The organism is Chryseobacterium electrogenes, assembly GCF_053553015.1.
This window is the reverse complement of record NZ_JBNPPB010000002.1, coordinates 576,183-602,233: the sequence shown is the minus strand read 5'-3', so window position 1 is coordinate 602,233 and position 26,051 is coordinate 576,183. Positions and strand designations below refer to the sequence as shown.

The window sequence follows — 26,051 nt, the reverse complement described above, 5'->3', positions numbered from 1 at the left end:
TTAAATTTAACCAAATACACTTTAACATAATTTTAATATTTAATACAATATGTTAAAACTATTTAACTACAATTAAAAGTTAATTTACGATTACATTAACAAAAACTTCATATTAGCTTTTAATTTAAAAAAAACGGACAAATCTTCATGAGAAAAATAGACAAGTTTTTCAAGAATCTGCTTACTTAATCATTCAATAGCTAAAAACAAAAAAACCACTTCTTTCGAAGTGGTTTCTATATATCAATTGAAAATGATTACGCTTGATCTGCAGGCTTATCACCTTCAGGTTTTGCTGGAGCATTCTCAGCTTTTGGCTTAGCTTCTGGTCTTGGTGGTCTAGGAAGAAGTACTTTTCTAGAAAGCTTCATCTTCTTACGATCATCATAACCCATAAATTTCACTTCAACTTCATCACCTTCTTTATAAGGAACTTTCTCTAGACGAGACCATTCGATTTCAGAAATATGAAGAAGACCTTCTGTACCTTTAGCAATCGCTACAAAAGCTCCGAAATCCATTACTTTCACAACTTTACCTTGATACACTTCACCAACTGTTGGCACAAAAGTAATTTCGTTGATTTTTGCAATCGCAGCATTGATTTTTTCTCTATCAACACCAGAAATTTCGATACGACCGATCTCGCCGATTTCTTCAATCGCAATAACTGTATCTGTATCTTTTTGAAGCTGCTGAATAATTTTTCCACCAGGTCCAATTACTGCTCCAATAAAATCTTTAGAGATCTCGATCATTACCATTTTCGGAGCGTGAGGTTTCACGTCTTCTCTTGGTTCTGCGATAGTTTCTGTGATTTTATTTAAGATATGTAATCTTCCGTCTCTTGCTTGCATTAACGCCTGCTCCATGATATCCATAGAAAGACCTTGGATTTTGATATCCATTTGACAAGCTGTAATTCCGTCTTCAGTTCCTGTTACCTTGAAGTCCATATCACCTAAGTGATCTTCGTCTCCTAAGATATCAGAAAGAACCGTGAATTTACCTGACTTTTCATCTGTAATTAATCCCATCGCAATACCAGAAACCGGTTTTTTAATCTGCACACCTGCATCCATTAATGCTAAAGTACCTGCACAAACTGTTGCCATAGAAGAAGAACCGTTAGATTCTAAAATATCAGAAACAATACGGATTGTGTAAGGATTTTCTGCAGGAATCATGTTAGCCAAAGCTCTCTGAGCCAAGTTACCATGTCCTACTTCTCTTCTTGACGTTCCTCTTAAAGGACGCGCCTCACCTGTTGAGAATGGAGGAAAATTATAATGTAAGAAAAATCTCTCGTCATGGTTAGTAATCACGCTATCTACCATGTTAGCATCTTTAACAGATCCTAAAGTCACAGCAGTTAACGATTGAGTTTCTCCTCTTGTAAATACTGCAGAACCGTGCGCTCCTGGTAAGTAATCTACTTCTGACCAAATTGGACGAATTGTCTTAGGATCACGACCATCAAGACGAATATTGTCTTCCAAAATCATCTGACGCATCGCCTCTTTCTCTACATCGTGGTAATATACTTTAACAAAAGGTGTAACTCTTGCCAACTCTTCCTCGTCTGTATATTGAGCTAAAAACTCTACTAATACAGCTTTGAATTTTTCACTTCTTTCCTCTTTAGCGGAAGGCGTTCTAGCTACTTCAAAAACTTTATCGTAAGTTTCTTTCCACACTTTCTCACGGATTTCTTCGTCGTGATTCTCGTGGTTATATTCTCTTTTAGGGAAAGATTTACCAACTTTAGCCGCTAATCTTTCTTGAGCTTCAATTTGATTGATAATTTCTTTGTGAGCAAACTGAATAGCTTCTAACATTTCTTGCTCAGAAATTTCTTTCATTTCTCCTTCTACCATTACGATAGAAGATTTTGTAGCACCAACCATTATGTCTAATTCAGCGTTTGCTAAATCTTCATAATTAGGATTAATTGCTAATTTTCCGTTCAATTTTACAACTCTTGCTTCAGACATTGGTCCGTTGAAAGGAATATCTGTAATAGCGATAGCCGCAGATGCCGCTAATCCAGCTAAATCATCTGGAATAGACTGTCCATCGTAAGAAATCAATGAAATCATTACCTGAACTTCTGCATGAAAATCTTCTGGGAATAATGGACGAAGTACTCTATCCACTAGACGCATGGTTAAGATTTCTTGATCAGATGGTCTTGCTTCTCTTCTGAAGAAGTTACCTGGGATCTTACCTCCCGCGTAGAACTTTTCTCTGTAATCTACTGTTAATGGTAAAAAGTCAACACCTGGGTTGGCTTCTTTATTGGCTACAACAGTTGCTAAAAGCATTGTTCCGCCCATTTTTACAACAACAGATCCGTCAGCTTGTTTCGCCAATTTCCCTGTTTCTAGAGTAATTTCTCTGCCATCTGCAAGAGTAATTAACTCAGTGATTGCTTGTGGTGCACTCATAAATTTGTTTTCGTCTTTGCAATCCGTATGATTGCGATTAATATTTAAATTCTTTAAATTTCCGTGCAAATATAATGAAATTTGATTAAAATTTTAGGTTGAAACTATAAAGTCTAAAATTAAAGTTAACCGCTTAACTTCTAGTCTTTTTCTCTTATTTTATCAATCAGATTTTCTAATTCTTTAATCTTATCTCTTAATTGTTTTATTTCATTTCTATTAGTAGAAACCTTACTTTTCAGCATTACAGTTCTGGCTCTATCGCTGTGATCCTCATCATCTTCGTCTTCATTAATTTCTTCGATATCTTCTTGGATCTCGTCAATATCTTCATTAATCTCCTCGATATCTTCGCTAATTTCTTCAATATCTTCACTGATCTCCTCAATATCTTCTTGGATCTCGTCTATATCTTCTTGGATTTCTACAATCTGAACAGAACTTTTATTAACCGACATCTGAATGAAAATCGCTAAATAAATTGCTTCTAAAGACAATAATGTTGTTAAAACTAACAACATATGATCCCAGTCAACAAGCCGAAAAACAGGCAAAGCAAAACATAATACAAAGAAAACAGTATGCACAACAAGCGACGGGATAGAGCCTATCCACCACATTATACCATTTGCTATTTTCTCTAATACTGTTAACCTTTCTTGATTATCTTCAGTTATTCTCATTGATAATGAATTTTAAAAATAGTAAAATTAAAAAAAGCAACTCGTTTCGGAGTTGCTTCTGTAGATTTTTGCCTTAGAATTATTTTCTAATTCCAAGTTCAGCGATAATCGCTCTATATCTTGCGATTTCAGTTTTCTTAAGATAATCTAGCAATCTTTTTCTCTTACCTACTAATTTCACTAGAGATCTCTCAGTGTTGAAATCTTTGTGATTAGCTTTAAGGTGTTGAGATAAATGATTAATTCTGAAAGTGAACAAAGCAATTTGTCCCTCTGCACTACCGGTATCAGCTGCTGATTTACCGTGTTTTGCGAATAATTCCGCTTTTTTTTCTGTTGTTAAATACATTCCAATATTGTTTAATGATTATTATGTAATTCGGGTGCAAATATACAACTTAATACCATACAAAACATCGTTAGCTGCAAATATTTTATCATTTGCGATATATAAAGGAATAGCGTAATTTTGTCTATTCAATTTTTAGAGGTTTAATTTATGAAAATATTTATCAAGAATATGGTTTGCAATCGTTGTATTACTGCGGTTGATAATATTTTCAAAGATTTAAAAATTGACATCAGCCATTTACAATTAGGTGAGGTAGAAACCGAAAATACATTGTCAGATCATGATATTTTAATCCTAGAAAAAAAATTACAAGATAATGGTTTTGATCGTCTAAGAGATTCTTCTCATCAAGTTATCGAAAAGATTAAAAATCTCATTATTGTAAAAATTCACGATCTCGATATTTCAGACAATTTCGTTTTGTCAGAGTTTTTATCTCATCAAATTAATAAAGATTACAGCGCATTGTCCAAAGCATTTTCTCAAAATGAAAATCATACTTTAGAACAATATTTTATCCTTCAAAAAATAGAAAAGGTTAAAGAACTCCTACTCTACAATGAATTGAACCTAACCGAAATTGCAGGAAAACTAGGCTACAAAAGCGTACAACATCTTTCGACACAGTTTAAGTCCAACACAGGTTTTACCCCAACCGAATTTAAAAAACTTAAAGAACACAACAGAAAAGCACTCGACAAAATCTGAATTTTATAAACTTAATCCTTATAAGTATAACAGTATAATTTTTGATATACTGACATTTGTACGACAAATTAAAGGATTATGGAACGTACTTACAACGTCTTAGGGATGACATGCTCTGGCTGTCAAAAAAAAATATCCGAGACGCTTAATCATATAGAAGGACTACACGCATATGTTGATTTAGAAAAAAATTCTGCAACAATCAACTCTGACAGAGACTTTACTTTAGAAGAACTTAACCATGCTTTATCCGCAGTTAGTAATTATAAATTAGAAGATCCTGCTCATAAAGACACAAGCTTTATAAAGCCTCAAGATCGCGTTTCGCCGTCGTCAGTCTATTATTGCCCGATGGAATGTGAAGGTGACAAAGTTTATTTTTCACAAGGCGAACGTTGTCCCGATTGCAAAATGTATCTTGTCCCGATTGAGGAAAAAAATCAAAAATCATCCAGCAATCAAGATTCAAAAGTTAAAAACCAAGAACCTATAACTAGCCAAGCCGGGAAGTATTATTGTCCTATGTTTTGCGAAGGTGACAAAGTCTATGATTCTAACGTAGGCTGTCCTGTTTGTGGGATGGATCTGGTAAAATATCCCGGAAAAAATGAGGAAGAAGATGATACACATAAAATTCTGAAAAACAAATTCTTAATCGCTCTAGGATTTACCATTCCAGTTTTTGTATTGTCAATGGGCGGGATGTTTATTAACTTTCCGTTTTCTCACCAATTGCAAGGTATCATAGAATTGATTTTCACTTTGCCAGTCTTATTTTTCGCAGGTTGGTTTATTATGAAAAGAGGTTGGATTTCCTTTAAAACCTGGAATCTAAATATGTTCAGCTTAATCGCTTTGGGCGTTACGGCTGCATTTTTGTTCAGCATTGTAGCGATTACTTTTCCTGATATTATTCCGCATGAGATCAGAGGTCACGACGGTGATATTCCATTGTATTTTGAGGCAGTTTGTGTTATTTTAACCTTGGTCATTCTTGGTCAATTAATGGAAGCTGCAGCACATAAAAAGACAGGAAATGCCATCCGAGAATTAATGAATCTCTCACCAGACGAAGCGACTTTGGTAGAAGGAAATTCTGAAAGAAAAATAGCATTAGATCATGTTAAACTTAATGATATATTAAAGGTTAAACCTGGTGAAAAAATCCCGGTTGATGGTAAAATCATCGATGGTAATTCTTCTATTGACGAGTCTATGATTACAGGAGAACCGATCCCAGTTGAGAAAAATATTGATGATAAAGTCATTGCGGGAACAATTAATGGCAATCAGGTTTTCTTAATGAAAGCCGAAAAAGTAGGCGACGAAACTTTATTATCTCAAATTATAAAAATGGTGAACGACGCCAGCCGAAGTCGTGCCCCAATACAGAAGTTAACCGATAAAGTTTCAAAAATATTTGTGCCCGTGGTGATTGCGATTGCAATGCTGACTTTTATTTTGTGGCAATTTTTCGGGCCAGAAGGACAACGGACATTATTCGCTTTTGTCAATGCTGTAGCCGTATTAATTGTAGCTTGTCCTTGTGCGCTTGGATTAGCTACGCCAATGTCATTAACAGTCGGAATTGGAAAAGGTGCCAAAAACGGAATTTTAATTAAAAACGCTGAAGCATTAGAACAAATGAATAAAGTTAATGTTTTAATCACCGACAAAACAGGAACTTTAACCGAAGGAAAACCATCCTTGCAACATATAGAAATTTTAGAAAACACCGATAAAGATTCAGTTTTAAAAATCGCAGCTTCTTTGAACCAAAATTCAGAGCACCCTTTATCCACAGCGGTTCTCAAGAAAGCTAAATCCGAAAATATTTCAATAGAAAAAATAGAACAATTCCAAAATATTTCTGGAAAAGGCATTAAAGGAAACCTTAATGGACAAACCGTCTACCTCGGCAACCAAAGTCTTTTGGAAGAATTTAACATTACAATTCCAGATCAGCTCAAACAAAAAGCGATCAATATTCAATCCAAAGCGCATACGGTTTCTTATATCGCAGAAAATAATCAAGTTTTGGGCTTTGTTAGCTTTACAGATCAGATTAAAAATACATCTAAAAAAGCCATTGAGTTTTTAATTAATGACGGCATAGATGTTATTATGATGACGGGCGACAATGAGCATACTGCAAAAGCAGTCGCAGAAGAATTAGGCATACAACATTATCAAGCCAATTGCCTTCCACAAGATAAATTAAACAAAGTTAAACGACTTCAAAATGAAGGCAAAATCGTAGCAATGACCGGCGACGGAATTAATGATGCGCCTGCTCTCGCTCAATCCAACATTGGCATTGCAATGGGCACTGGGACAGACGTAGCGATAGAAAGCGCAGAAATCACTTTGTTAAAAGGCGATATTTTAGGCGTTGCCAAAGCTAAATTACTCAGCGAAAAACTCCTGAAAAACATTAAAGAAAATCTATTCTTCGCCTTTATATATAATGTACTGGGAGTTCCTATTGCAGCAGGACTACTCTATCCTTTTTTTGGGATTTTGTTATCGCCAATGATTGCGGCGGCCGCAATGAGCGTGAGTTCTTTATCGGTAATTCTTAATTCTTTAAGACTTAATTCTGTTAATCTAGACCTTAAATAAAAGCTGTATGAAAAATAATATATACATCGGTTGCTCTGGTTTTTACCATCCTGATTGGAATGGACTTCTATATCCAGAACATACACAGCCTCAAGATTATTTAGAATTATATGCGCAACAACTAAATGCCGTCGAAATCAATTTAACATTTTACAGAAAACCTCAAGTCGGCACTTTGAAAAAGTGGTATGATGATACGCCGTCTGGCTTCAAGTTTTTTATCAAAATACCTAAAAATATTACACACGAAAAAAAATTACAACGATCTAAAAAAGATATTATAGAATTTTGCAACTACATGCAGCAACATCTTAAAGAAAAACTAGCTGGATTCTTATATCAACTTCCGCCATCATTTGATTTCAATCTATCTAATTTAGATTTAATTTTAAACCAAATTGATCTTTCAAAACAAAATACCATAGAATTTCGTCATGCGTCTTGGTGGCGAAATGACGTTATAAAATTACTTAATAATAAAGGAATCACATTCTCCGGGATTAGCTTCCCAAGGGACATCCCTGATGATTTTATAGACAACGATAGCACTTACAACTATTACAGACTGCATGGCAATCCTATTCTTTATAAATCTGAATATAATCATGCTTTCTTAGATCATCTCTCAGAAAGTATTAAAAATGCTCATCAAGAAACTTATATTTTTTTTAATAATACTTGGGGCACAGCAGCAATTCACAATTCATTATATTTAAACCAAATTACAAAATCGAATTATGAAGAAATTGGTGGTATTGTCGGGAGCGGGAATTAGTGCAGAAAGTGGCATCTCAACCTTTAGAGATTCTAATGGATTATGGGAAAATCATAAGATTGAAGATGTTGCTTCTCCAGAAGGCTTTGCTCGTAATCCACAATTAGTTTTAGACTTTTATAATTTGAGAAGACGTCAGTTAAAGAGCGTATTTCCCAATAAAGCACATTTAATTTTAAAAGAATTAGAACAAAACTTTGAAGTTAATATTATCACACAAAATGTAGATGATCTGCATGAACAGGCTGGTTCTAACAATATACTTCACCTTCATGGAGAATTAAAAAAAGTCCGTCCTATCAACAATTACAACAATATCATCACTTGGGAAGAAGATCTTAATATTGGTGATAAAGACAATTGCGGCAATCAACTTAGACCACATATTGTATGGTTTGGTGAGATGGTTCCTGAAATTGAAAACGCAGAAAAAATTGTATCTCAAGCTGACATTTTATTGATTGTTGGCACATCGTTACAAGTCTATCCTGCAGCCGGACTTATCCATAGTGCCCAAGAAAACTGCAAAATTTTTGTAATAGATCCACATCTTGAAAACAAATTGACTCCTCAAGATAACTTTTATAAAATGTCCGCAACAGAAGGCATGGAAAAATTAAAAAAAATATTACTTACAAAATATTCATTTTAACAAAATATGGCATTTTAATTGTTATGAATTATTGACGATAATTAACATTCATTAACACTTTAATTCCATTTATTTTATGAAACATTTTTTAGCTAGAAAGCTCTTCAACAAAAGCTTTCCTGGCACTATTGTAATTTTAACTGCAATAACTGTAACATTTCAGTCTTGTCAAAAAGAAAATATAAATAATACGTTACAGCCAGAATTAGCTAAAAATGCCCCCGAATTAAAGCAACCTAATCGTGTTAACATAGACGATCCTGATAAAAGAACAATCTACCTTACCTTTGACGATGGTCCTAACAGAGGTACTGAAAATATGATAAAAATTCTTAACAAACATAACATCTATGCCAGCTCTTTTGTTGTCGGAAATCATATTAATAGCAGCAATAAGCAAAAACTAGATTATGCAGATCTACAGCAAGATTCGTTAATAGAAATTGCTAATCACAGCTACAGTCATGCTAATAATAAATATGCTAAATTTTATCAAAATCCTGATAAAGTAGTCCATGATTTTAAAATTGTTAGAGATAGCCTAAAACTTCTAAATCCTATCGCCAGAACACCTGGACGTAATATTTGGAGAATTAATGGTATTAATATTACCGATATAAAAGCATCTAAAATCGCTGCAGACCAACTACAAACTGCTGGTTTCAAACTTATTGGCTGGGACTTAGAATGGCACGGAAGTCCGCAAATGAAACTTAAAAACAATCATCAAGATATGCTGAAAAAAGTAGACAGTATATTTTTTAATGACCTAGAAAAAACACCGCGACATCTGGTCTTGCTAACGCACGATCAATATCTTCATGATGAAAACTCTGTTAAAGAACTGGATCTTTTCATTCAAAAATTAAAAGAAAGTAATCGTTTTGTCTTCAAGAAAATTTCAGATTATCCTAAGATCAACGAAACATTGAATTAGATCTTAAACCTAAAGTCGCAAAATAAAATATATTAATTTGCGACTTACAACAGTTTTATAAAGGATTTAACTTTGAGCCTTTGCTTATAAGAAATCAATTAGGGTTCGTAGGTCATAATATTTCTCTTATGCATCTCGAATCCTAATTTTTTATATAAATGCACCGCTCTTTCGTTATGATGTTCTACTTCTAAAAACATCATTTTCAGACCTTTTTCTTTTGCAAATTTTTGCGAAAACTCTACAGCCAATCCACCATATTTTTTCCCTTGAGCTTCTGGCGTTATATATAATTCGTCCAGGAAACACATTGTTCCGCCAAATTCGAAGCTAAAAATATAGTTCATAATCATATAGCCTACGACATCTGTACCATCTTTTAACAAAAATGCTTGGCCTAAAGTCTCGTTTTTTATAAAAATTTTAAAATTTTCTTCTGTTGATTTTTCATCAAAAGCATAATTATCAATTTCATAAAAGTCTTTCATCATCGGCAATACAAGATTAATCTCGTGTTCTTGTAAAGATTCTATTTTTAAACTCATTTTTTATTTTTTACAAATTTAAGAATTAAATATTTGTGTAATTAAAAATTAATTCTACATTTGTAGAGCAAGATAATTAATTGTAGAATGAAAATTAAATTAACAGACGCAGAAAAAGAAGTAATGCAAATCCTTTGGGAGCAGAAAAAAGCTTTTATGAAAGATATTATAGAAGAATTTCCTGACCCAAAACCTGCTACAACAACTATTGCAACGCTATTAAAAAGGATGCAAAACAAAGATTTTGTAGGCTACAAATTATTTGGTAATTCTAGAGAATATTATCCAAAGATTGATAAAGAACACTATTTTTCTTCTGAAATGAAAAGTATGATTAACAATTTTTTTGGTAATTCTGCGAGTCAATTTGCTTCCTTTTTCACTCAAAATACTAAGCTCAGCCAAAAAGAATTGAAAGAATTACGTGATATTATTGATGATAAAATAGAAAACACAGAGCCATGATATTGCTTTATATAAAATTTACAGCAGCCACTTCTCTATTGATAGCATTCTATTATTTAGTTTTAGAACGTCAAAAAAACCATCATTTCAAACGGTATTTTTTACTGGGAAGTCTTTTGATTGCAGGGATAATTCCTTTTTTAGAAATTCCAATCGGGACTTATTATGTTGAAGATAAAACTACAGGAATAACTTTAACAACTGTTAATTCATCAATTAAAGAAGTCAAAAATATGGATTGGTTAGTAATTCTTTCCTCTTTGTATTACATTGTGACTTTTATATTGATAATGAAATTAGTTTATCAAATTTTCAAACTATTTCAAACAAAAAAGCATGCTAAAATTATAAAGAATAAGATATTTGACATTGCTTTATTAACGCAAAAAACAACAGCTTTTAGTTTCCTTAATACCATTTATTTAAATCAAAATCTTTACGAAAACCAATTAATTGATGACAGTATTATCATCCACGAAAAAGCTCATATCGATCAAAATCATAGTTATGACATTATTTTAATAGAAATTATTAAGGCTTTATTTTGGCTGAATCCCGCGCTTTATCTTTACAAATCTGCAATATGTACCAACCACGAGTTTTTAGCTGATGATAAAGTTTTAGAATCAACATCAATAAAGAATTATCAAAAAATAATTTATAATGAAATCACCAATAATTTTTCGCCATTAGTACAAACACTCAAAAGACATAACAACACCAAAAAAAGATTTATTATGATGAACACTAACCCAAAAAGATCTACCGCAAGAATATTAGGTAGTGTCTTATTTTCTGGAGCGATAATTTTTGCCTTTGCAGAAAAAGTAAAAACACCAATTTTATTAGAAAGCAAAACAAAACTATCTTCTCCACTCAATAATAAGGCATTAACAGATACAATTAAAAATTATAATGCTGACAAAGTTGATATTCAAGCAGAATTCCCTGGCGGAATGACCACGTTAAGAAATGCTTTATCTAATGAATTTGACATTAGCAAATTTGATAATATTTACGGAAAACTAAACGCAAATTCGTTTATCATAATTGATAAATATGGTAAGCTACAAGGAGTAAGAACCGAAAGTGCTAACGAAAAATTTAGACTAGAATCTAACAGAAGTATCAAGAAGGTTTTAAAAAATATAACATGGATACCTGCACAAAAAAATGGTGAAGCTGTAGCCTCAGAATTAAAAATTCCATTTACTATAGAATTCATTGGCAAAGGAGAGACCCCACCACCTCCGCCTCCACCACCAGCATTACGTTCAAAAAAATAATTATAAAAGAGTCAACATTGACTCTTTTTTTTCTTTTATAGGTTCTCATTTCTGAAAAAAATGTATTTTTAGTGCACAATAATTCATTAATAATGGGTCTTACAAAAGAACAAATTGCACAAAGAATTGCAAAAGAAATAAAAAATAACTCCTATGTTAATTTAGGGATTGGGATTCCAACATTGGTAGCTAACTACATCCCAGAAGGCATTAACGTCGTATTACAATCAGAAAATGGACTTCTCGGCATGGGACCTTTCCCTGTTGAAGGTCAAGAGGATGCGGACTTAATCAATGCAGGAAAACAGACAATTACAACGCTTCCTGGCTCTTCTATTTTTGATTCGGCTATGAGTTTTGGGATGATTAGAGCTCAGAAAGTAGACCTAACCATTCTTGGAGCGATGGAAGTCTCAGAAAATGGCGATATCGCCAACTGGAAAATCCCCGGTAAAATGGTTAAAGGTATGGGCGGCGCTATGGATCTTGTAGCTTCTGCCAAAAATATTATTGTCGCGATGCAACAAGTCAACAAGTATGGAGAAAGCAAGTTACTTTCTGAGTGCTCACTTCCTCTTACGGGCGTTAGATGTATTAAGAAAATTGTAACAGAATTAGGTGTGTATGATGTATTGCAAGAAGGCGGCTTCAAGTTATTAGAAAGAGCACCAGGCGTTACTGTAGAAGACATAAGACAGGCAACCGCAGGCAAATTAATAGCTGATGAAAATACGCCAGAAATGGTTTTTTAGTTTTAAATAATCAAACCAAATATTCTATGGAAAAAAAATTCAACATATCTGTTAATAAAACTTACGATTTCAATTGGACGGAAGAACAACTAGATACTGCCGATGTTGCAAGTCTGGATCATGAAAACTTTCATATCTTGTTGCATGACCAATCATTTACAGCAAAAATTGTAGAGTCTGATTTTAATCAAAAAAAATATACTGTAAGCATTAACAACACGATTTATGAAGTTGATATCCATAATAATTTGGATAAATTGATAAAAGAAATGGGCTTTGAAATTGGAAAATCAAAACAAGTCAACGTCATCAAAGCACCAATGCCAGGATTGATTTTAGAAATTGCCGTATCAGTTGGAGACCAAGTTAACGAAGGCGACAATCTTCTAATTTTAGAAGCCATGAAAATGGAAAATAGCTTTTACTCACCAAGAACAGGCATAATTAGATCTATTGCTATTACCAAAGGACAAGCCGTAGACAAAGGACAGTTATTAATAGAATTCGAATAAAAGCCAGACACAAATGAAAAAAATACTCGTAGCTAACCGAGGAGAAATTGCATTAAGAGTGATGAAAACCGCAAAAAAAATGGGAATCAAAACTGTTGCTATTTTCTCGATTGCAGATAGAGAGTCGCCTCACGTAAAATTTGCTGATGAAGCTATTTGTATTGGAGAAGCGCCATCTAATCAATCTTATCTTTTAGGTGATAAAATTATTGAAGTCTGCAAAAAACTTAATGTAGATGGTATCCATCCTGGTTATGGCTTTTTGTCAGAAAATGCAGCTTTTGCCGAGAAAGCAGAAGCTAACAATATTACTTTTATCGGTCCCAGATCCAAGGCTATTCATATCATGGGAAGCAAGTTGGCGGCAAAAGAAGCTGTCAAAGCCTACGATATCCCAATGGTTCCTGGTCTTGACGAAGCCATTAGCGATGTCGAAAAAGCAAAAAAAGTAGCGGTAGAAATTGGATTTCCTATTTTAATTAAAGCCTCTGCTGGCGGCGGCGGAAAAGGAATGCGTGTGGTAGAAAATGAAGGCGAGTTTGAATTCCAAATGCAACGTGCGATTTCTGAAGCCACATCTGCTTTTGGGGACGGTTCTGTTTTTATTGAAAAATATGTAACCTCACCAAAACACATCGAAATCCAAGTGATGGCAGACAATCATGGCAATATTTTATATTTATTCGAAAGAGAATGTTCTGTCCAACGTCGTCATCAAAAGGTTGTGGAAGAAGCGCCATCTGCCGTTATCTCGCCAGAAATTAGAAAAGCTATGGGAGAAGCGGCTGTTAAAGTTGCAAAATCTTGTGATTATCTAGGAGCAGGAACAGTAGAATTCCTTTTGGATGAAAACAAAAATTTTTATTTCCTGGAGATGAATACACGTCTGCAAGTAGAACATCCCGTAACCGAAATGATTACTGGTATAGACTTAGTAGAGCTTCAGATCCGTGTGGCGCGTGGTGAAGCATTACCCATAAAGCAAGAAGACTTGCGCATTAATGGTCACGCTTTAGAATTGAGAGTTTATGCCGAAGATCCGCTTAACGATTTCTTGCCAAGTGTTGGGAAATTATCAACCTATCAACCGCCGGTTGGCGATGGCGTGCGCGTGGACGACGGTTTTGCAGAAGGCATGGATGTACCGATATATTATGATCCGATGTTGTCAAAACTAATTGTCCATGGTAAAGATCGTAATGAAGCTATAGAAAAAATGCTGGAAGCTATCAAAAATTATAAAGTAGAAGGCGTAAGTACAACTTTACCATTTGGTAGTTTTGTGTTTGATCATGAAGCTTTCCGCTCTGGTAATTTCGATACTAATTTTGTTAAAAAATACTACAGTCCTCAAATTATTATCGATACTCAAGCTAAAGAAGCCGAAGTTGCAGCATTAGTCGCTTTGAAAAAATATTTGGCAGATCAAAAAACCTTGCGTATTCCTAATTAATTCTAAATCAAATCATGGAGAATAAAATAGATTTATTAAATAGTAAAATAGCAGAATCAAAGTTAGGCGGCGGCGAAAAAAGGATAGCAACGCAACATTCCAAAAAAAAACTAACGGCAAGAGAACGTATAGACTATTTCTTTGACGAAGGCTCTTTTGAGGAAATTGGCGCTTTTGTCACACATCGTACCAAAGATTTTGGGATGGATAAAGAATATTATCTAGGCGATGGTGTTATTACTGGTTATGGCACTATTAATGGGCGATTAACTTATGCTTTTGCACAGGATTTCACCGTGTTTGGTGGTGCTTTATCAGAAACTCATGCAGAGAAAATTTGCAAGGTAATGGACATGGCAGTAAAAGTTGGCGCGCCTATGGTGGGACTCAACGATTCTGGTGGGGCTCGTATCCAAGAAGGTGTAAGATCTCTGGGTGGTTATGCGGATATTTTCTTTAGAAATGTTCAGGCCTCGGGTGTTATTCCTCAGATTTCTGCGATCATGGGACCTTGTGCTGGTGGTGCTGTATATTCTCCAGCAATGACAGATTTTACAATGATGGTAGAAAATACGTCTTATATGTTTGTTACAGGACCTAATGTTGTAAAAACTGTCACCAACGAAAGCGTAACTTCCGAAGAGTTGGGAGGCGCATCTACGCATTCTACCAAGTCTGGCGTAGCTCATACAACATCAGCTAATGATATAGAATGTCTTGAAGATGTCAAAACTTTACTCAGTTATTTACCACAAAACAATCAAGAAGTTCCACAACACTTAGATTATACTTTAGGCGAAGAGTTACGTGAAGATCTTAAAAATATTATTCCTGACAACGCAAATAAACCTTATGACATGCACGAGGTTATTAATCATTTGATTGATGAAGATTCATTTTTTGAGATTCATAAAAATTATGCTGAAAATATTGTTGTTGGCTTTGCAAGAATTGCAGGAAGAAGCATTGGTATAGTCGCTAATAATCCAATGTTTTTAGCAGGTTGTCTAGATGTTAACAGTTCGGTAAAAGCGGCAAGATTTACCCGTTTTTGTGATGCTTTTAATATTCCATTATTAGTATTGGTAGATGTCCCAGGCTTTTTACCAGGAACAGATCAGGAATGGAACGGAATTATCACTCATGGTGCCAAATTATTATACGCTTTATCCGAAGCCACAGTACCAAAAGTGACAGTAATTACCAGAAAAGCTTATGGCGGAGCTTATGATGTTATGAATTCTAAACATATTGGCGCCGATATGAACTTCGCTTGGCCAACTGCAGAAATTGCAGTAATGGGCGCAAAAGGTGCTTCAGAAATCATTTTCAAAAGAGAAATTGCAGAAGCAGAAGATCCTGCTGCTAAGCTTCTTGAAAAAGAAACGGAATATGCAGAAAAATTCGCTAATCCTTACACAGCCGCACAAAGAGGTTTTATTGATGAAGTTATTTTCCCAGAAGATACACGTAGAAAACTAATAAAAGCTTTCGCAATGTTAGAAAATAAATTTGTAGACAGACCTAATAGAAAACACGGTAATATTCCGTTGTAGAAAACTATAAGATAAAATTAAAGGAACAGAAAAACTGTTCCTTTTTTATTTTCAAATTTGAAAATTCTTCTTAGCTAATTCTTTTCTTACTCGGCTCAAGCTTTCTGGCGTAATACCTAGATAAGATGCAACCATCCATTGTGGTACACGTAACATTATATTGGGATACTTTTTAAGAAAGTCCATGTAACGCTCCTCCGCAGTAGTACTAATTAATGAATTAACCCTATTCTGAAGATTTTTTATGTGATTAAACATTAAGGTCTGATTTTTTTTTGCGACTTGAGGATAAAAATCAGAGAGTTTAACAAAAAAATCTTCTGGTATAAGTACCACTTCAGAATCTTCTATAGCTTCTATATAAAATCTAGATTTCTCGTTAAGTATTTGGCTTGTTGAGTCAGAAATAATCCAACCTTCTGGTGCAAATTGTATGACATGCTCCTTGCCTAACTTATCAATAGAAAACATTCTTAACAAACCTTTTTCTACAAAGTAACGATCATCTGAGACCTCTCCTTCTCTTAGCAACATCTCACCTTTTTTGAAACGTTTAATTTTATAATATTCAGAACATAGGTTAATAGAATTCTCAGGGACTTCTAATATTTCTGAAAGATGTTTATCAAAATTTAGGCTCATTACGTAGTGAATATTTAAAGTATAAAATTAGTCAATTCTTTTCAAAAACAAATTGTTATTTTCTTTATCATCAAAAAGTGTGACAATTTGTTTCTTTTTGTAAAACTTTAACCAATTGGTACAATTGATGTTTGAGTATAACTATAAATAGCTAACATAATTTTTACACTATGAAAAAAGCACTTATCGTTGTTGATGTACAGAATGATTTTTGTGAAGGCGGTGCCCTTGCAGTGCCTAATGCCAATGATATTATCCCATATATCAATCTATTAATGGATGATAATCAATATGATGAGATTATACTTACTCAGGATTGGCATCCAGCAAATCATAAATCTTTTGCAAGTAATAATAATCGTAAAGTTGGAGAGAATATTATCTTAAATGGAATACCGCAATTTATGTGGCCTGACCATTGTATACAAGGTACATTTGGCGCAGAATTTCATAAGAACCTAAATATTAGCAAGGCTACTAAAATTATCCAAAAAGGAACAAATGTAGAGATTGATAGTTATAGTGGTTTTCAGGATAACAATCACTTCATGAAAACTGGATTGGGAGATTATCTTAAATATCATGACATCCAATTAGTAGAAGTTGTTGGCTTGGCAATGGATTATTGCGTAAAATTCACCTGTACAGATTCTGTTAAAGAAGGCTTTATAACTTGTATGCACTTTAATGGTACAAAAGCGGTTAATTTAAAACCTGACAATGACAAAGCAACTATTTTTGATTTATTACAAAACGGCGTTAGTATTTTAGGGTAATATTAATAATAAAAGCAAAACATAAACATTTTCATGTTAATAAATGCATAATTTATAAATTACAGACTCAATTAATTTGTTTTTATTAAATTTGTCTAAATTATAAAACTAATTTCCATGAAAAAATTATTATTACTGTTACCCTTGGTAACAGCTTCATTTCTAAATGCCCAAAAATATGAAGTTTCTGTAGCATATGGTTCTCCGTCATTATTTGGCACAACGGATTCTTTATTAAAAGGAATAGGAAGTACGGCAGGAGCCGTGATCTTCGGAGGAGAGGTAAGCTATCCTAAAAGCAATGGTGTGCTGAACATTAGTGTTGCAATGTATAACAGCGATATGAAATGGCGTTATGGCTTAGAAGCTAATTTAGAATCTTTTAATGAGAGTCAATCTAGCATTGACAAACAATCTTATGTTTCTATTTTACCTAAGGTTGACTATTTCTGGTCAGATGCAGACAGTAAATTCAGATTCTATTCTGGGGTTTCTGCGGGTGTATTGTTCCGAAATACAGAATACAAAGCCAATAGTACATCATCAGTCACTAAAGAAAATGATACTTTTTTCGCCTTTAATATTATGCCAATTGGGGTAAGATATGGTGGTAATTTTGGTGTTTTTCTAGAGCCAAGTATTGGTATAAGAGGCTTTACTCAGGCTGGCGTATCTTATATTTTCTAAAAATTAAAATACAATATTATTATTACAAAAAAAAGAGAACTCAATTGAGTTCTCTTTTTTATATTTTTTTATCAGGATTATAACATCTTTAAAGTATTAACTTCTAGGTCTGTCAAAATTCTCCAATGTCCACGCTTGATATTTTTCTTAGTTAATCCAGCAAACATCACACGATCTAAGGCTTCTACCTCATAACCTAACTTATGGAAAATACGTCTTACCACACGATTCCAACCGATATGGATTTCGATACCGATTTCGTTCTTTGGTTTTCCTTCGATGTAAGAGATGCTATCTACTTCTGCTACGCCTTCTTCTAATCTTATCCCTTCTCCAATAGCACGAAGATCTTCTACTGATAACTTACGATCCAAAGTTACATGATAGATTTTTTTCATGTTAAAAGCTGGATGCGTCAATTTTTTGGTAATATGACCGTCATTAGTTAATAAAATAACGCCTGTTGTCTGTCTGTCTAATCTTCCCACAGGAAAAACACGATAAGGAGACGCATTAGCCACTAAATCCATTACGGTTTTTCTAGCTTTCTCATCTTTTGTTGTTGAGATATAACCTTTAGGTTTGTTAAGTAATACATAAACTGGCTTTTCTGGCGTAATACTCTGCCCATCAAAAACAACTCTGTCTACTTTTTGTACTTGATAGCCCATTTCTGTAACTACTTTGCCATTAACTTCTACCAAACCTTGGGTAATCAATTCGTCTGCTTCTCTCCTACTACAGATACCAGAATTAGCAATATACTTGTTAAGTCTTATGGTATCTTTCGGAACTTCTTTGGCTATTTTTTCGAATCTTCTTTTTAGGATAAAAGATTTAGTACGCTCTGTTGCTGCTTTTTCTTTATCAAAAGTATGATACGGTTTTTTCTTTAAAGGCTCAAATTTTGCTTCGCCGTTCTCAAAAGTTTCTACGCCTCTGAAACCACGTGTTGTCTTAGGACGCCCAAATTTGGAGTCTTTACTAAATGGTTTTGAACCGCCTTTGGAGTCGGTTCTTGAGCCACGAGAATTTTCAGAAGACTTCTTCCCTCCAAAATTTCCTGTCTTTTTATTTCTATCTGAAGAATTTCTTTCGTTTCTGCTCATATTCTAAAATTTTTGCAAAGATATGATTTTATACTCAATAATATAGGCTGATTTTTATAAGTCTGACTTTCTTGAAAAAATATTTTTTATTAATAACCGAAATATTAGCCCTGATTGCAACGGCATCCTTTACAGGGCGAGTGAGGCGGCGGAGCGGAGCGGAGCCGTCCGAGTGAGCAGTGGAAAGATACAGTGGAAAGCAGGTTCTCGGCTCCTTATAATGCTATATAAGCCAATTATACTTATTAGATATCCCATCTAATAACATCGCAATAATCCCCATCATAATCCATAATCTCAGAAAATTGAGCGATATAAATTTGTCATTTTTCCGGTTTCTGAATAATAAGAAAATAGTTATCATCAAGGCAAATAATCCTGCATAAAAATACCACCCCATAATGCTTCTTAATCCTATACCTTCTGTAATGACAAGCGATACGACAAAACAAATTAAACATAATACAATGATGATATTTCTTGCAATTTTGGGACTAAAACTGTTAGCAATGGTATGATATCCAAAAACCTTATCTGCATTTTTTGTCAATAGATCTTTTATCATATCTACGATTGTCAAGATCAGAAACAAGAAAATCGCCATGAAAAATATTTTCGGGGTGAAAGTCCTGTAATACACCAGCATTCCAAAAAATGGATACATCGTTATGCTCACTAGTGTAAGGTTATTTACAAAAAGAATTTTGCTAAGCTTATGACTATAGAACCATAGTAAAAATTGATAAAAAATAAAAAACACCAATACACGCCAAGATAATGTGGCAGCAATACCTAACGATAAAAGGTTAAGCGAAACGTACATATAAAGAAAGTACTTCTGCTTGAGAAAAGATTGTAGCTGGCTCCTAAATGGTTGTGTTATTTTATCCTTTTCTCTATCGTAAAACTGATTAATTATCCCTCCTGCTAAGATGCTTAATACAGCACAGAAAATAATAAGGTGAACATGATAATCAAACACGAAAGTCTTAAAACTTTCTTCTCTATTAAATAAAAAAAAAGTAGAGACGTATAACGCAAATGTTAATAATAGCGTTACAAAAAAACGTGCCCCCAAAATAAAGCCCATCAATTGAGACAATCGATAGGCAAAATTTTTATTTTTTTTTGGAGCGTTATTCATGCACTATATTATAATTTAAAATCTATAAATAATTTCTTTCTGAAATCCAGCAAGCATTTTCTCTGCTTTGTCATAATCTTTTGTAAATCCTAAGATATAGCCACCACCGCCACTGCCGCACAACTTAAGGTAATAAGCATTACTGTCGATACCTTTTTTCCAGGCTTTATAGATGCTCTCTGGGATCATCGGTTTAAAATGATCATACGCCCATACCGATAATTTCTTAAGATTTCTGAAAAAAGGATTCATGTCTTTCTTTAGAAATGCTTCTATACAAGCATTATTATATCTGATAAATTCTTCCTTAAGCGTTTTGCGGAAACCTTCGGTTTTCATTTTCTCAAAAAAGATTTGTACCATTGGACCTGTCTCTCCTGTAGATCCAGAATCTATTAAGAAAATAGCACCTTTGCCTTCTTCACTTTTTGGGATAGAAACTTTGTCTACGCTTTCCTTATTTTCTATTAAAATAGGAAGATTCATAAAACAAATTAATGGATCTATACCAGAACTTTTGCCATGAAAATAACTTTCTAATAATCCAAAAACTTTTTTTAGCTCTTTAAGATCATTTTTAGAAACTTCCTCTGGCGTTCTTTTTTGCACAGCATATTTATCAAAAATTGCAGCTACCAAAGCGCCAGAACTTCCGACACCATAACCTTGCGGAATATTACTATCAAAGAAAAGTCCTTTTTCTATATCTTTTTTTAAAGTCGTAATATCCAACTGAAAATCTGTTGGTAACTCTAAATCCGTTAAGTAGCTTGAATATTTTTGTAATGAAGCATTTGATTTTTCCTCAAACTCCGAAAAGTTATCAGAAAACTTGAGTGTTCCTTTATAAAAACTGTATGGAAGCGTTAATCCTTGCGAATCTTCTATAATACCATATTCTCCAAAAAGAAGAATTTTAGCGTAAAATAAAGGGTTTGTCATCTTTTGTTATTCTGTGTTTTGTTTTGCAAAATTACTAAAAATTTATTATATCAATTAAATACAATAATAGTTTTGTTAAAACAACTATTTCCCGATTTTAGCTTTTACAAAACGAATTAAAATCGCTCCTACTACAAAGAATCCCGACATCGCAATAAAAGCATATTGCATATTCCCAAATTTCTGAATGAATACACTAAAGATCAACATCCCGCAAATAATTGCTAATTTTTCCAAAACATCATAAAAACTAAAATAGGTTGTATTCTCCATAGAATTTTCTGGAAGAAGCTTAGAGTAAGTCGATCTAGACATAGCTTGTAAACCTCCCATCACTAATCCAATTAATGCTGCTAGACCATAAAACTGATATTGCAAATTAGGATTTTCGTTATTTAAAGAAAACGCAGACAAACAGCATATCACCCAAATGATAACAGCTATCGTGATAACATTCTTATTCCCTATCTTTTTCGATAATTTAGAAAATAAATAAGCTCCAAGAATGGCAATAATTTGGATGACTAAAATCGTAATAATTAGCTTATACTTTTCGTCATGTTTTGGGAAAACTACATTACTTCCAAATGGTGTTGCCATTAAGAAAATAGTCTGCATCCCGACACTGTAAAAGAAAAAACTAGATAAAAAGTATTTTAAATTTCGGTCAGAAAACAACTTATTCCCGACACGAAATAACTCTCTAAAACTTTCTTTAGCTACGTCTATATAGAAGCTTACATTATCTTTCAATACTTCCCAAAAACCTCCTTGTTCTTCATGTTTTTTGAAAATATTTTTATAGTTTAAAAGTACCAAATCTTTGGGTAACTTATCTTTAACATTACCAAACTTAGGTAAATGTTTAAATGTATATTGTGAAAAACCGAACCACCAAGCTCCTGTCAACAAGAAAGTTATTCTAATTAACAAATTCTGCTTATGCGGATCATCTGTTAATCCTTGAATTAAAAATAAACAAATAATTAACAAAAAAACAGAGCCTACATAACCATAAATATATCCTTTTGCCGATAAAGCATCTTGCTTATCTGGCGTTGCAATATCTGGTAAAAATGAATTATAAAAAACTAAACTTCCCCAGAAACCTACACTTGCAGTAATACTAAAGAGAAGACCGAGGAAAACATTGTTCATCCCTGTAAACATTGCCAATCCCATACAAGAAGTCGCTCCTAGATAACAGAAAAACTGAAGAAATGATTTTTTATTACCAATAGTATCTGCCAAAGATGACAAAAATGGTGATAATAAAACGACCAAGAAAAATGATATCGCATAAGAGAAACTCAACACGGCATCTGGTTCATAATTCTCCCCAAATACCTTTATCATATGCCTAACCGGCACTTCTTGAAACTCTTTTGCAGATTCTATATATTCTTTTTTATTATACGCCGTTGTAAGAATCGTATAGTAAATCGGGAAAATCGTGGAAGTAATTACCAAAGAATAAACAGAATTAGCCCAATCATAATAAGCCCAGGCTTTCATTATTTTAGGATTATTCTTTATATTTTCTGTTGGTTGTATATTATTATCAGACATTTTCATAGTATATAATGACACAAAAATATAAAAACCACCGAACATTCGGTGGTTTTTTTGTACAAGTTGTATCAATTAATTTTAATTCTAGAATTATAAATTTTCAATAACAATTGCAGAAGCACCACCACCACCGTTACAGATAGCCGCAGCACCATATTTTGCATTATTTTGTTTCAATACATTAATTAAGGTTACGATAATTCTTGAGCCAGAACTTCCCAGAGGATGTCCAATTGCTACTGCTCCACCGTTAACATTAACTTTAGAAGCATCAAGACCTAAAATCTTATTATTAGCTAGACCAACAACAGAGAAAGCTTCATTAAACTCAAAGAAATCAATATCAGAAATCTCTAAACCTGCTTTTTTAAGCGCAACAGGTAAAGCCTTTGCAGGAGCTGTGGTAAAGTTTTCTGGCTCTTGCGCCGCATCTGCATAAGATACAATTCTTGCTAAAGGTGTTAAGCCTAATTCTTCTAGTTTTTCTTTAGATACTAAAATTAACGCCGAAGCTCCATCATTTAATGTGGAAGCATTAGCAGCAGTCACTGTTCCGTTTTCTCTCTTGAAAACTGTTGGCAACGTTGCAATTCTGTCAAAGTTAACCGCTTTATATTCTTCATCATGAGAAAAAACAATGGGATCTCCTTTTCTCTGTGGAATACTTACTGGTACAACTTCATTATCAAATTTACCAGCATCCCAAGCGGCAGCTGATCTTTTATAAGATTGAATGGCAAAAGCATCTTGCTCTTCTCTGCTGATCTCGTAATCTGTAGCACATTTCTCAGCACAAACGCCCATATGTACTTTGTTATAAACATCTGTAAGACCGTCTACAACCATACCATCTTGCATCTTGATATCTCCTAATTTGGTAGCCACTCTTGCATTATAATAATGCGGAACCAATGACATATTCTCCATACCACCTGCAACAATAACGTCTGCGTCACCAGCTTTAATGGCTTGCGCAGCCATAGTTACTGCCTTCATCCCAGAAGCACATACTTTGTTAATAGTTGTTGATGGCGTATGATTAGACAAACCTGCACCTAAAGCAACTTGTCGTGCGGGAGCTTGTCCTTCGCCAGCTTGCAAGACATTTCCCATATAAATTTCCTGAACCTGGTTAGGATCAAGATTAATTTTTTCTAAAGCTCCTTTTACTGCTGCCGAACCTAATTGAGTTGCTGGTACTGTTGATAAACTTCCCATAAAACTTCCTATTGGTGTACGTACAGCAGAAACGATGAATACTTCTTTCATTATATTTTGATATTTAATTTTTGATTTCTGTTTGATTTCCTTTTCTCGGTAATAACATTAATAATGCACCAGCAAACTCAAAAAACCAGCCCCAAGATAACTTTACAATTCCCGCAAAAGCACTTCGCCAAGACCTAAAAGGTAAAAAACTAAAATAATCTAATGACTTAAACTTTACTGCAATAATTGTAAAAATAAATAGTATCATTAAAATCACAGAGATAATCCTAATGACTTTCGGTTTATTAATCTGGATAAATAAAATCCCCATTGCTGATAGTACCCATATCATAGATGCTAGATAAGGGTCTATTTTCCAATATGTCCAGTTGCCGATCAGTGGGATATGTACCAAAGGCAGAAAACTACCCAGTACAACTATAATTACCCCTATAAGTTGTAAGTTCTTTATCATAATTAATGCTTTTGCCAAATTACAAAAAAAAACATACCTGTAAAAAAGTATGTTAATTATATTTAAAGGATTCAAAAATCTAGTTTTAGCTTTATTTTCTTAGAAACTTTAGAATGTACTCATTCAATATCTTAGGTTGCTCAAAGGGAACATAATGACCTGCATTAGGAATGATTAACAACTCAGAATCTTCTATAGAATTTTTTATAAGCTTACTGTGATCTTCTTTGATAACATCTTTTTCGCCAGCAATAATCAAGACTGGACTTGCGATAGATTTCAGATCCAAAGCTGTCAATTGTGGTTGGGTCAACATTAATTTCAAAAGTCTTTTGTCTCCCGTATTTTCTGGATTACTGTATTGATTTTTAAAATCTGTCAGTAAAGAATCTTCTACACCTTCAGGGAAAAGATTAGCACCGATTGTCACCAATTTGCTAACACGATTAGGATATGTTTTCGCAAAAATCAATCCCGTATTCCCGCCATCGCTCCATCCTACTAAACTAAATATATCAATATTAAGATAATCCATGAGCTGATTAAGATCTTCTGAAAATTGTTGATAGGTATAATCTTTGTCAGAAAGATTGGTGCATCTCCCCTGACCACGAGTGTCTATTGCGATAACCTGAAACTGTTTAGCCAAAAAAGGAATTTGCTTATAAAAATCAGAAATGCTTCCGCCATTACCATGTAATAACACCAAAGGTTCTCCTTTACCGTAAATCTCGTAATAGATTTTAGCATCATTAATATCTAGAAACTTTCCAGATTTATTTTTGCCATAATCAGATTTTTGAGCTTCATCTTTATATTTAGAAATCAACAATTGTTCTTTAAGCTTTTCATCTTCTAATGTTGATATATTGTCTTCTGGTTCTACGGCATTATCTTTAGCATTTTTATTAACTGCTACTTCTAGATTCGCTATAAATTGTCCAGAAAACTGCTCCCAGTTGCCTTGACTTTGGTATCGGTATAATAAATTTTGAGACAACGTTTTTTTCGCAGATAGTCCAAAAACAAAATCAGCATCCGGTAACTTTTTATAATCTACCAATTGTAAAGTTACTGCAAGGTCTTTCATTTTTCTAAAAATCAAATGATATTGAGCAAGATCTATGCGTTGCCAACCTGTCGTTGTTGTCGTAAATGTTATATTTTCTGACAAAAGAGATTGATAAGGTAAGCCATTTTTGGTATTATAAATATTAAGTTTTAAAGTCAATTCCTGAAATCTAGAACTCGGCATGATAAAGAAGTTATAAGCCCGGAGCTTTGTCGTATGTTCTATCGAGAAAAGATTGCCTTGCTCTATTGTCGGAACATTCTGATCAAAAAACTTAGTAAAGGTCAAAAAAGGTCTGCTCTTTTCGCCAATGATTTTATCTTTTAATTTCTCAGATTTAATAACAATTCCTTCTATGGCTGTTTCTTTTTTAGCTAAAACAATATTAGGATTAGCAAGTAATTGTTGATAACTTAATCGCTCTTCTGCATAACCATTAGTAGAGAATATGATTGAATCTTGAGCTGTGACATTCTCAGGAAAATCCAATTGATACGCGCCATCTTTCTTAGTTACACTTGCAATTTTAGAATCTTTAACACCAATAGAAACATAAGGCAAAGCCAGATTCTGGTCGTTAGTGACGCGACCAGAAATCTTACTTTGTGCGGGAGTTTTTACGATTGATAAAATTATCCCTAGTGTTAATATGAAAAATCTGAGTATTAGGTTTACCAT

Annotated in this window: 25 protein-coding genes; 13 read left to right on the top strand and 12 right to left on the bottom strand. The window is 33.7% G+C overall.

Going from position 1 to position 26,051, the window contains the following annotated elements; genetic code table 11:
* Positions 1–257 precede the first annotated feature (257 nt).
* The 3 genes from ACQQ6V_RS02720 to rpsO form a co-directional block, all read right to left on the bottom strand.
* Entirely contained in the window at positions 258–2,447 is a 2,190-nt protein-coding gene (locus ACQQ6V_RS02720; protein ID WP_448844057.1) for a polyribonucleotide nucleotidyltransferase, read from the bottom strand.
* Between the two features lie 140 nt (positions 2,448–2,587).
* The gene (locus ACQQ6V_RS02715) at positions 2,588–3,130 is read right to left on the bottom strand and encodes a DUF1003 domain-containing protein (protein ID WP_448844056.1); all 543 of its coding nucleotides are present in this window, start codon (positions 3,128–3,130) and stop codon (positions 2,588–2,590) included.
* A 79-nt stretch (positions 3,131–3,209) separates the two neighbouring features.
* Positions 3,210–3,479, bottom strand: a complete 270-nt coding sequence (gene rpsO / locus ACQQ6V_RS02710; RefSeq protein WP_448844055.1) for a 30S ribosomal protein S15 — start codon at positions 3,477–3,479, stop codon at positions 3,210–3,212.
* Between the two features lie 150 nt (positions 3,480–3,629).
* Between rpsO and ACQQ6V_RS02705 the strand changes: the two genes are divergently transcribed.
* The 5 genes from ACQQ6V_RS02705 to ACQQ6V_RS02685 all read left to right on the top strand — a co-directional run bounded on the left by ACQQ6V_RS02705 (position 3,630) and on the right by ACQQ6V_RS02685 (position 9,176).
* On the top strand, positions 3,630–4,190 hold the full coding sequence (locus ACQQ6V_RS02705; protein WP_448844054.1) for a helix-turn-helix domain-containing protein: 561 nt from the start codon (positions 3,630–3,632) through the stop codon (positions 4,188–4,190).
* A 78-nt stretch (positions 4,191–4,268) separates the two neighbouring features.
* Positions 4,269–6,812: a heavy metal translocating P-type ATPase gene (locus ACQQ6V_RS02700; RefSeq protein WP_448844053.1), complete on the top strand. Its 2,544-nt coding sequence runs from the start codon at positions 4,269–4,271 to the stop codon at positions 6,810–6,812.
* Between the two features lie 7 nt (positions 6,813–6,819).
* Complete coding sequence (locus ACQQ6V_RS02695) at positions 6,820–7,587, top strand: DUF72 domain-containing protein (protein ID WP_448844052.1); 768 nt, start codon at positions 6,820–6,822, stop codon at positions 7,585–7,587.
* Complete coding sequence (locus ACQQ6V_RS02690; protein WP_448844051.1) at positions 7,550–8,239, top strand: SIR2 family NAD-dependent protein deacylase; 690 nt, start codon at positions 7,550–7,552, stop codon at positions 8,237–8,239. Before ACQQ6V_RS02695 ends, ACQQ6V_RS02690 begins: the two co-directional genes overlap by 38 nt.
* 76 nt (positions 8,240–8,315) lie before the next feature.
* On the top strand, positions 8,316–9,176 hold the full coding sequence (locus ACQQ6V_RS02685; RefSeq protein ID WP_448844050.1) for a polysaccharide deacetylase family protein: 861 nt from the start codon (positions 8,316–8,318) through the stop codon (positions 9,174–9,176).
* 98 nt (positions 9,177–9,274) lie between these two features.
* On the opposite strand, the gene ACQQ6V_RS02680 is transcribed toward ACQQ6V_RS02685, so the two are convergent.
* Positions 9,275–9,721, bottom strand: coding sequence for a GNAT family N-acetyltransferase (locus ACQQ6V_RS02680; protein ID WP_448844049.1), 447 nt, complete (start codon positions 9,719–9,721; stop codon positions 9,275–9,277).
* 87 nt (positions 9,722–9,808) lie between these two features.
* Here ACQQ6V_RS02680 and ACQQ6V_RS02675 point away from each other — a divergent pair, with 87 nt between their 5' ends.
* The 6 genes from ACQQ6V_RS02675 to ACQQ6V_RS02650 all read left to right on the top strand — a co-directional run bounded on the left by ACQQ6V_RS02675 (position 9,809) and on the right by ACQQ6V_RS02650 (position 15,745).
* Entirely contained in the window at positions 9,809–10,186 is a 378-nt protein-coding gene (locus ACQQ6V_RS02675) for a BlaI/MecI/CopY family transcriptional regulator (RefSeq protein ID WP_448844048.1), read from the top strand.
* Positions 10,183–11,472, top strand: a complete 1,290-nt coding sequence (locus ACQQ6V_RS02670) for a M56 family metallopeptidase (protein ID WP_448844047.1) — start codon at positions 10,183–10,185, stop codon at positions 11,470–11,472. Before ACQQ6V_RS02675 ends, ACQQ6V_RS02670 begins: the two co-directional genes overlap by 4 nt.
* A gap of 92 nt (positions 11,473–11,564) precedes the next feature.
* The gene (locus ACQQ6V_RS02665) at positions 11,565–12,224 is read left to right on the top strand and encodes a CoA transferase subunit B (protein ID WP_448844046.1); all 660 of its coding nucleotides are present in this window, start codon (positions 11,565–11,567) and stop codon (positions 12,222–12,224) included.
* 26 nt (positions 12,225–12,250) lie between these two features.
* Entirely contained in the window at positions 12,251–12,736 is a 486-nt protein-coding gene (locus tag ACQQ6V_RS02660; protein ID WP_448844045.1) for an acyl-CoA carboxylase biotin carboxyl carrier protein subunit, read from the top strand.
* Positions 12,737–12,749: 13 nt separating this feature from the next.
* A complete protein-coding gene (accC, locus tag ACQQ6V_RS02655) occupies positions 12,750–14,189 on the top strand; it encodes an acetyl-CoA carboxylase biotin carboxylase subunit (RefSeq protein WP_448844044.1) in 1,440 nt (479 codons plus the stop codon).
* Between the two features lie 14 nt (positions 14,190–14,203).
* On the top strand, positions 14,204–15,745 hold the full coding sequence (locus tag ACQQ6V_RS02650) for an acyl-CoA carboxylase subunit beta (RefSeq protein WP_448844043.1): 1,542 nt from the start codon (positions 14,204–14,206) through the stop codon (positions 15,743–15,745).
* Between the two features lie 51 nt (positions 15,746–15,796).
* Here the strand turns inward: ACQQ6V_RS02650 and ACQQ6V_RS02645 are convergent, their stop codons facing one another.
* Entirely contained in the window at positions 15,797–16,387 is a 591-nt protein-coding gene (locus tag ACQQ6V_RS02645; RefSeq protein ID WP_448844042.1) for a Crp/Fnr family transcriptional regulator, read from the bottom strand.
* Positions 16,388–16,557: 170 nt separating this feature from the next.
* On the opposite strand from ACQQ6V_RS02645, the gene pncA reads away from it, so the two are divergent.
* Together pncA and ACQQ6V_RS02635 are read left to right on the top strand one after the other, a co-directional pair.
* Positions 16,558–17,163: a bifunctional nicotinamidase/pyrazinamidase gene (gene pncA / locus ACQQ6V_RS02640; RefSeq protein ID WP_448844041.1), complete on the top strand. Its 606-nt coding sequence runs from the start codon at positions 16,558–16,560 to the stop codon at positions 17,161–17,163.
* Between the two features lie 117 nt (positions 17,164–17,280).
* Positions 17,281–17,850 (top strand): hypothetical protein, encoded by a 570-nt coding sequence (locus tag ACQQ6V_RS02635; protein ID WP_448844040.1) that lies wholly within the window; start codon positions 17,281–17,283, stop codon positions 17,848–17,850.
* Between the two features lie 77 nt (positions 17,851–17,927).
* On the opposite strand, the gene ACQQ6V_RS02630 is transcribed toward ACQQ6V_RS02635, so the two are convergent.
* The 7 genes from ACQQ6V_RS02630 to ACQQ6V_RS02600 all read right to left on the bottom strand — a co-directional run bounded on the left by ACQQ6V_RS02630 (position 17,928) and on the right by ACQQ6V_RS02600 (position 26,051).
* Complete coding sequence (locus ACQQ6V_RS02630; RefSeq protein WP_448844039.1) at positions 17,928–18,959, bottom strand: pseudouridine synthase; 1,032 nt, start codon at positions 18,957–18,959, stop codon at positions 17,928–17,930.
* A gap of 223 nt (positions 18,960–19,182) precedes the next feature.
* Entirely contained in the window at positions 19,183–20,103 is a 921-nt protein-coding gene (locus tag ACQQ6V_RS02625) for a UbiA family prenyltransferase (protein WP_448844038.1), read from the bottom strand.
* A gap of 15 nt (positions 20,104–20,118) precedes the next feature.
* The gene (locus tag ACQQ6V_RS02620; protein WP_448844037.1) at positions 20,119–21,045 is read right to left on the bottom strand and encodes a mevalonate kinase family protein; all 927 of its coding nucleotides are present in this window, start codon (positions 21,043–21,045) and stop codon (positions 20,119–20,121) included.
* 84 nt (positions 21,046–21,129) lie between these two features.
* A complete protein-coding gene (locus tag ACQQ6V_RS02615) occupies positions 21,130–22,614 on the bottom strand; it encodes an MFS transporter (RefSeq protein WP_448846169.1) in 1,485 nt (494 codons plus the stop codon).
* 93 nt (positions 22,615–22,707) lie between these two features.
* Positions 22,708–23,886 (bottom strand): acetyl-CoA C-acyltransferase, encoded by a 1,179-nt coding sequence (locus ACQQ6V_RS02610; protein WP_448844036.1) that lies wholly within the window; start codon positions 23,884–23,886, stop codon positions 22,708–22,710.
* Between the two features lie 13 nt (positions 23,887–23,899).
* A complete protein-coding gene (locus tag ACQQ6V_RS02605; protein WP_448844035.1) occupies positions 23,900–24,301 on the bottom strand; it encodes a hypothetical protein in 402 nt (133 codons plus the stop codon).
* A 91-nt stretch (positions 24,302–24,392) separates the two neighbouring features.
* Positions 24,393–26,051 carry an alpha/beta fold hydrolase gene (locus ACQQ6V_RS02600; protein WP_448844034.1) on the bottom strand — a complete coding sequence of 553 codons (1,659 nt, stop codon included), beginning with the start codon at positions 26,049–26,051 and terminating at the stop codon, positions 24,393–24,395.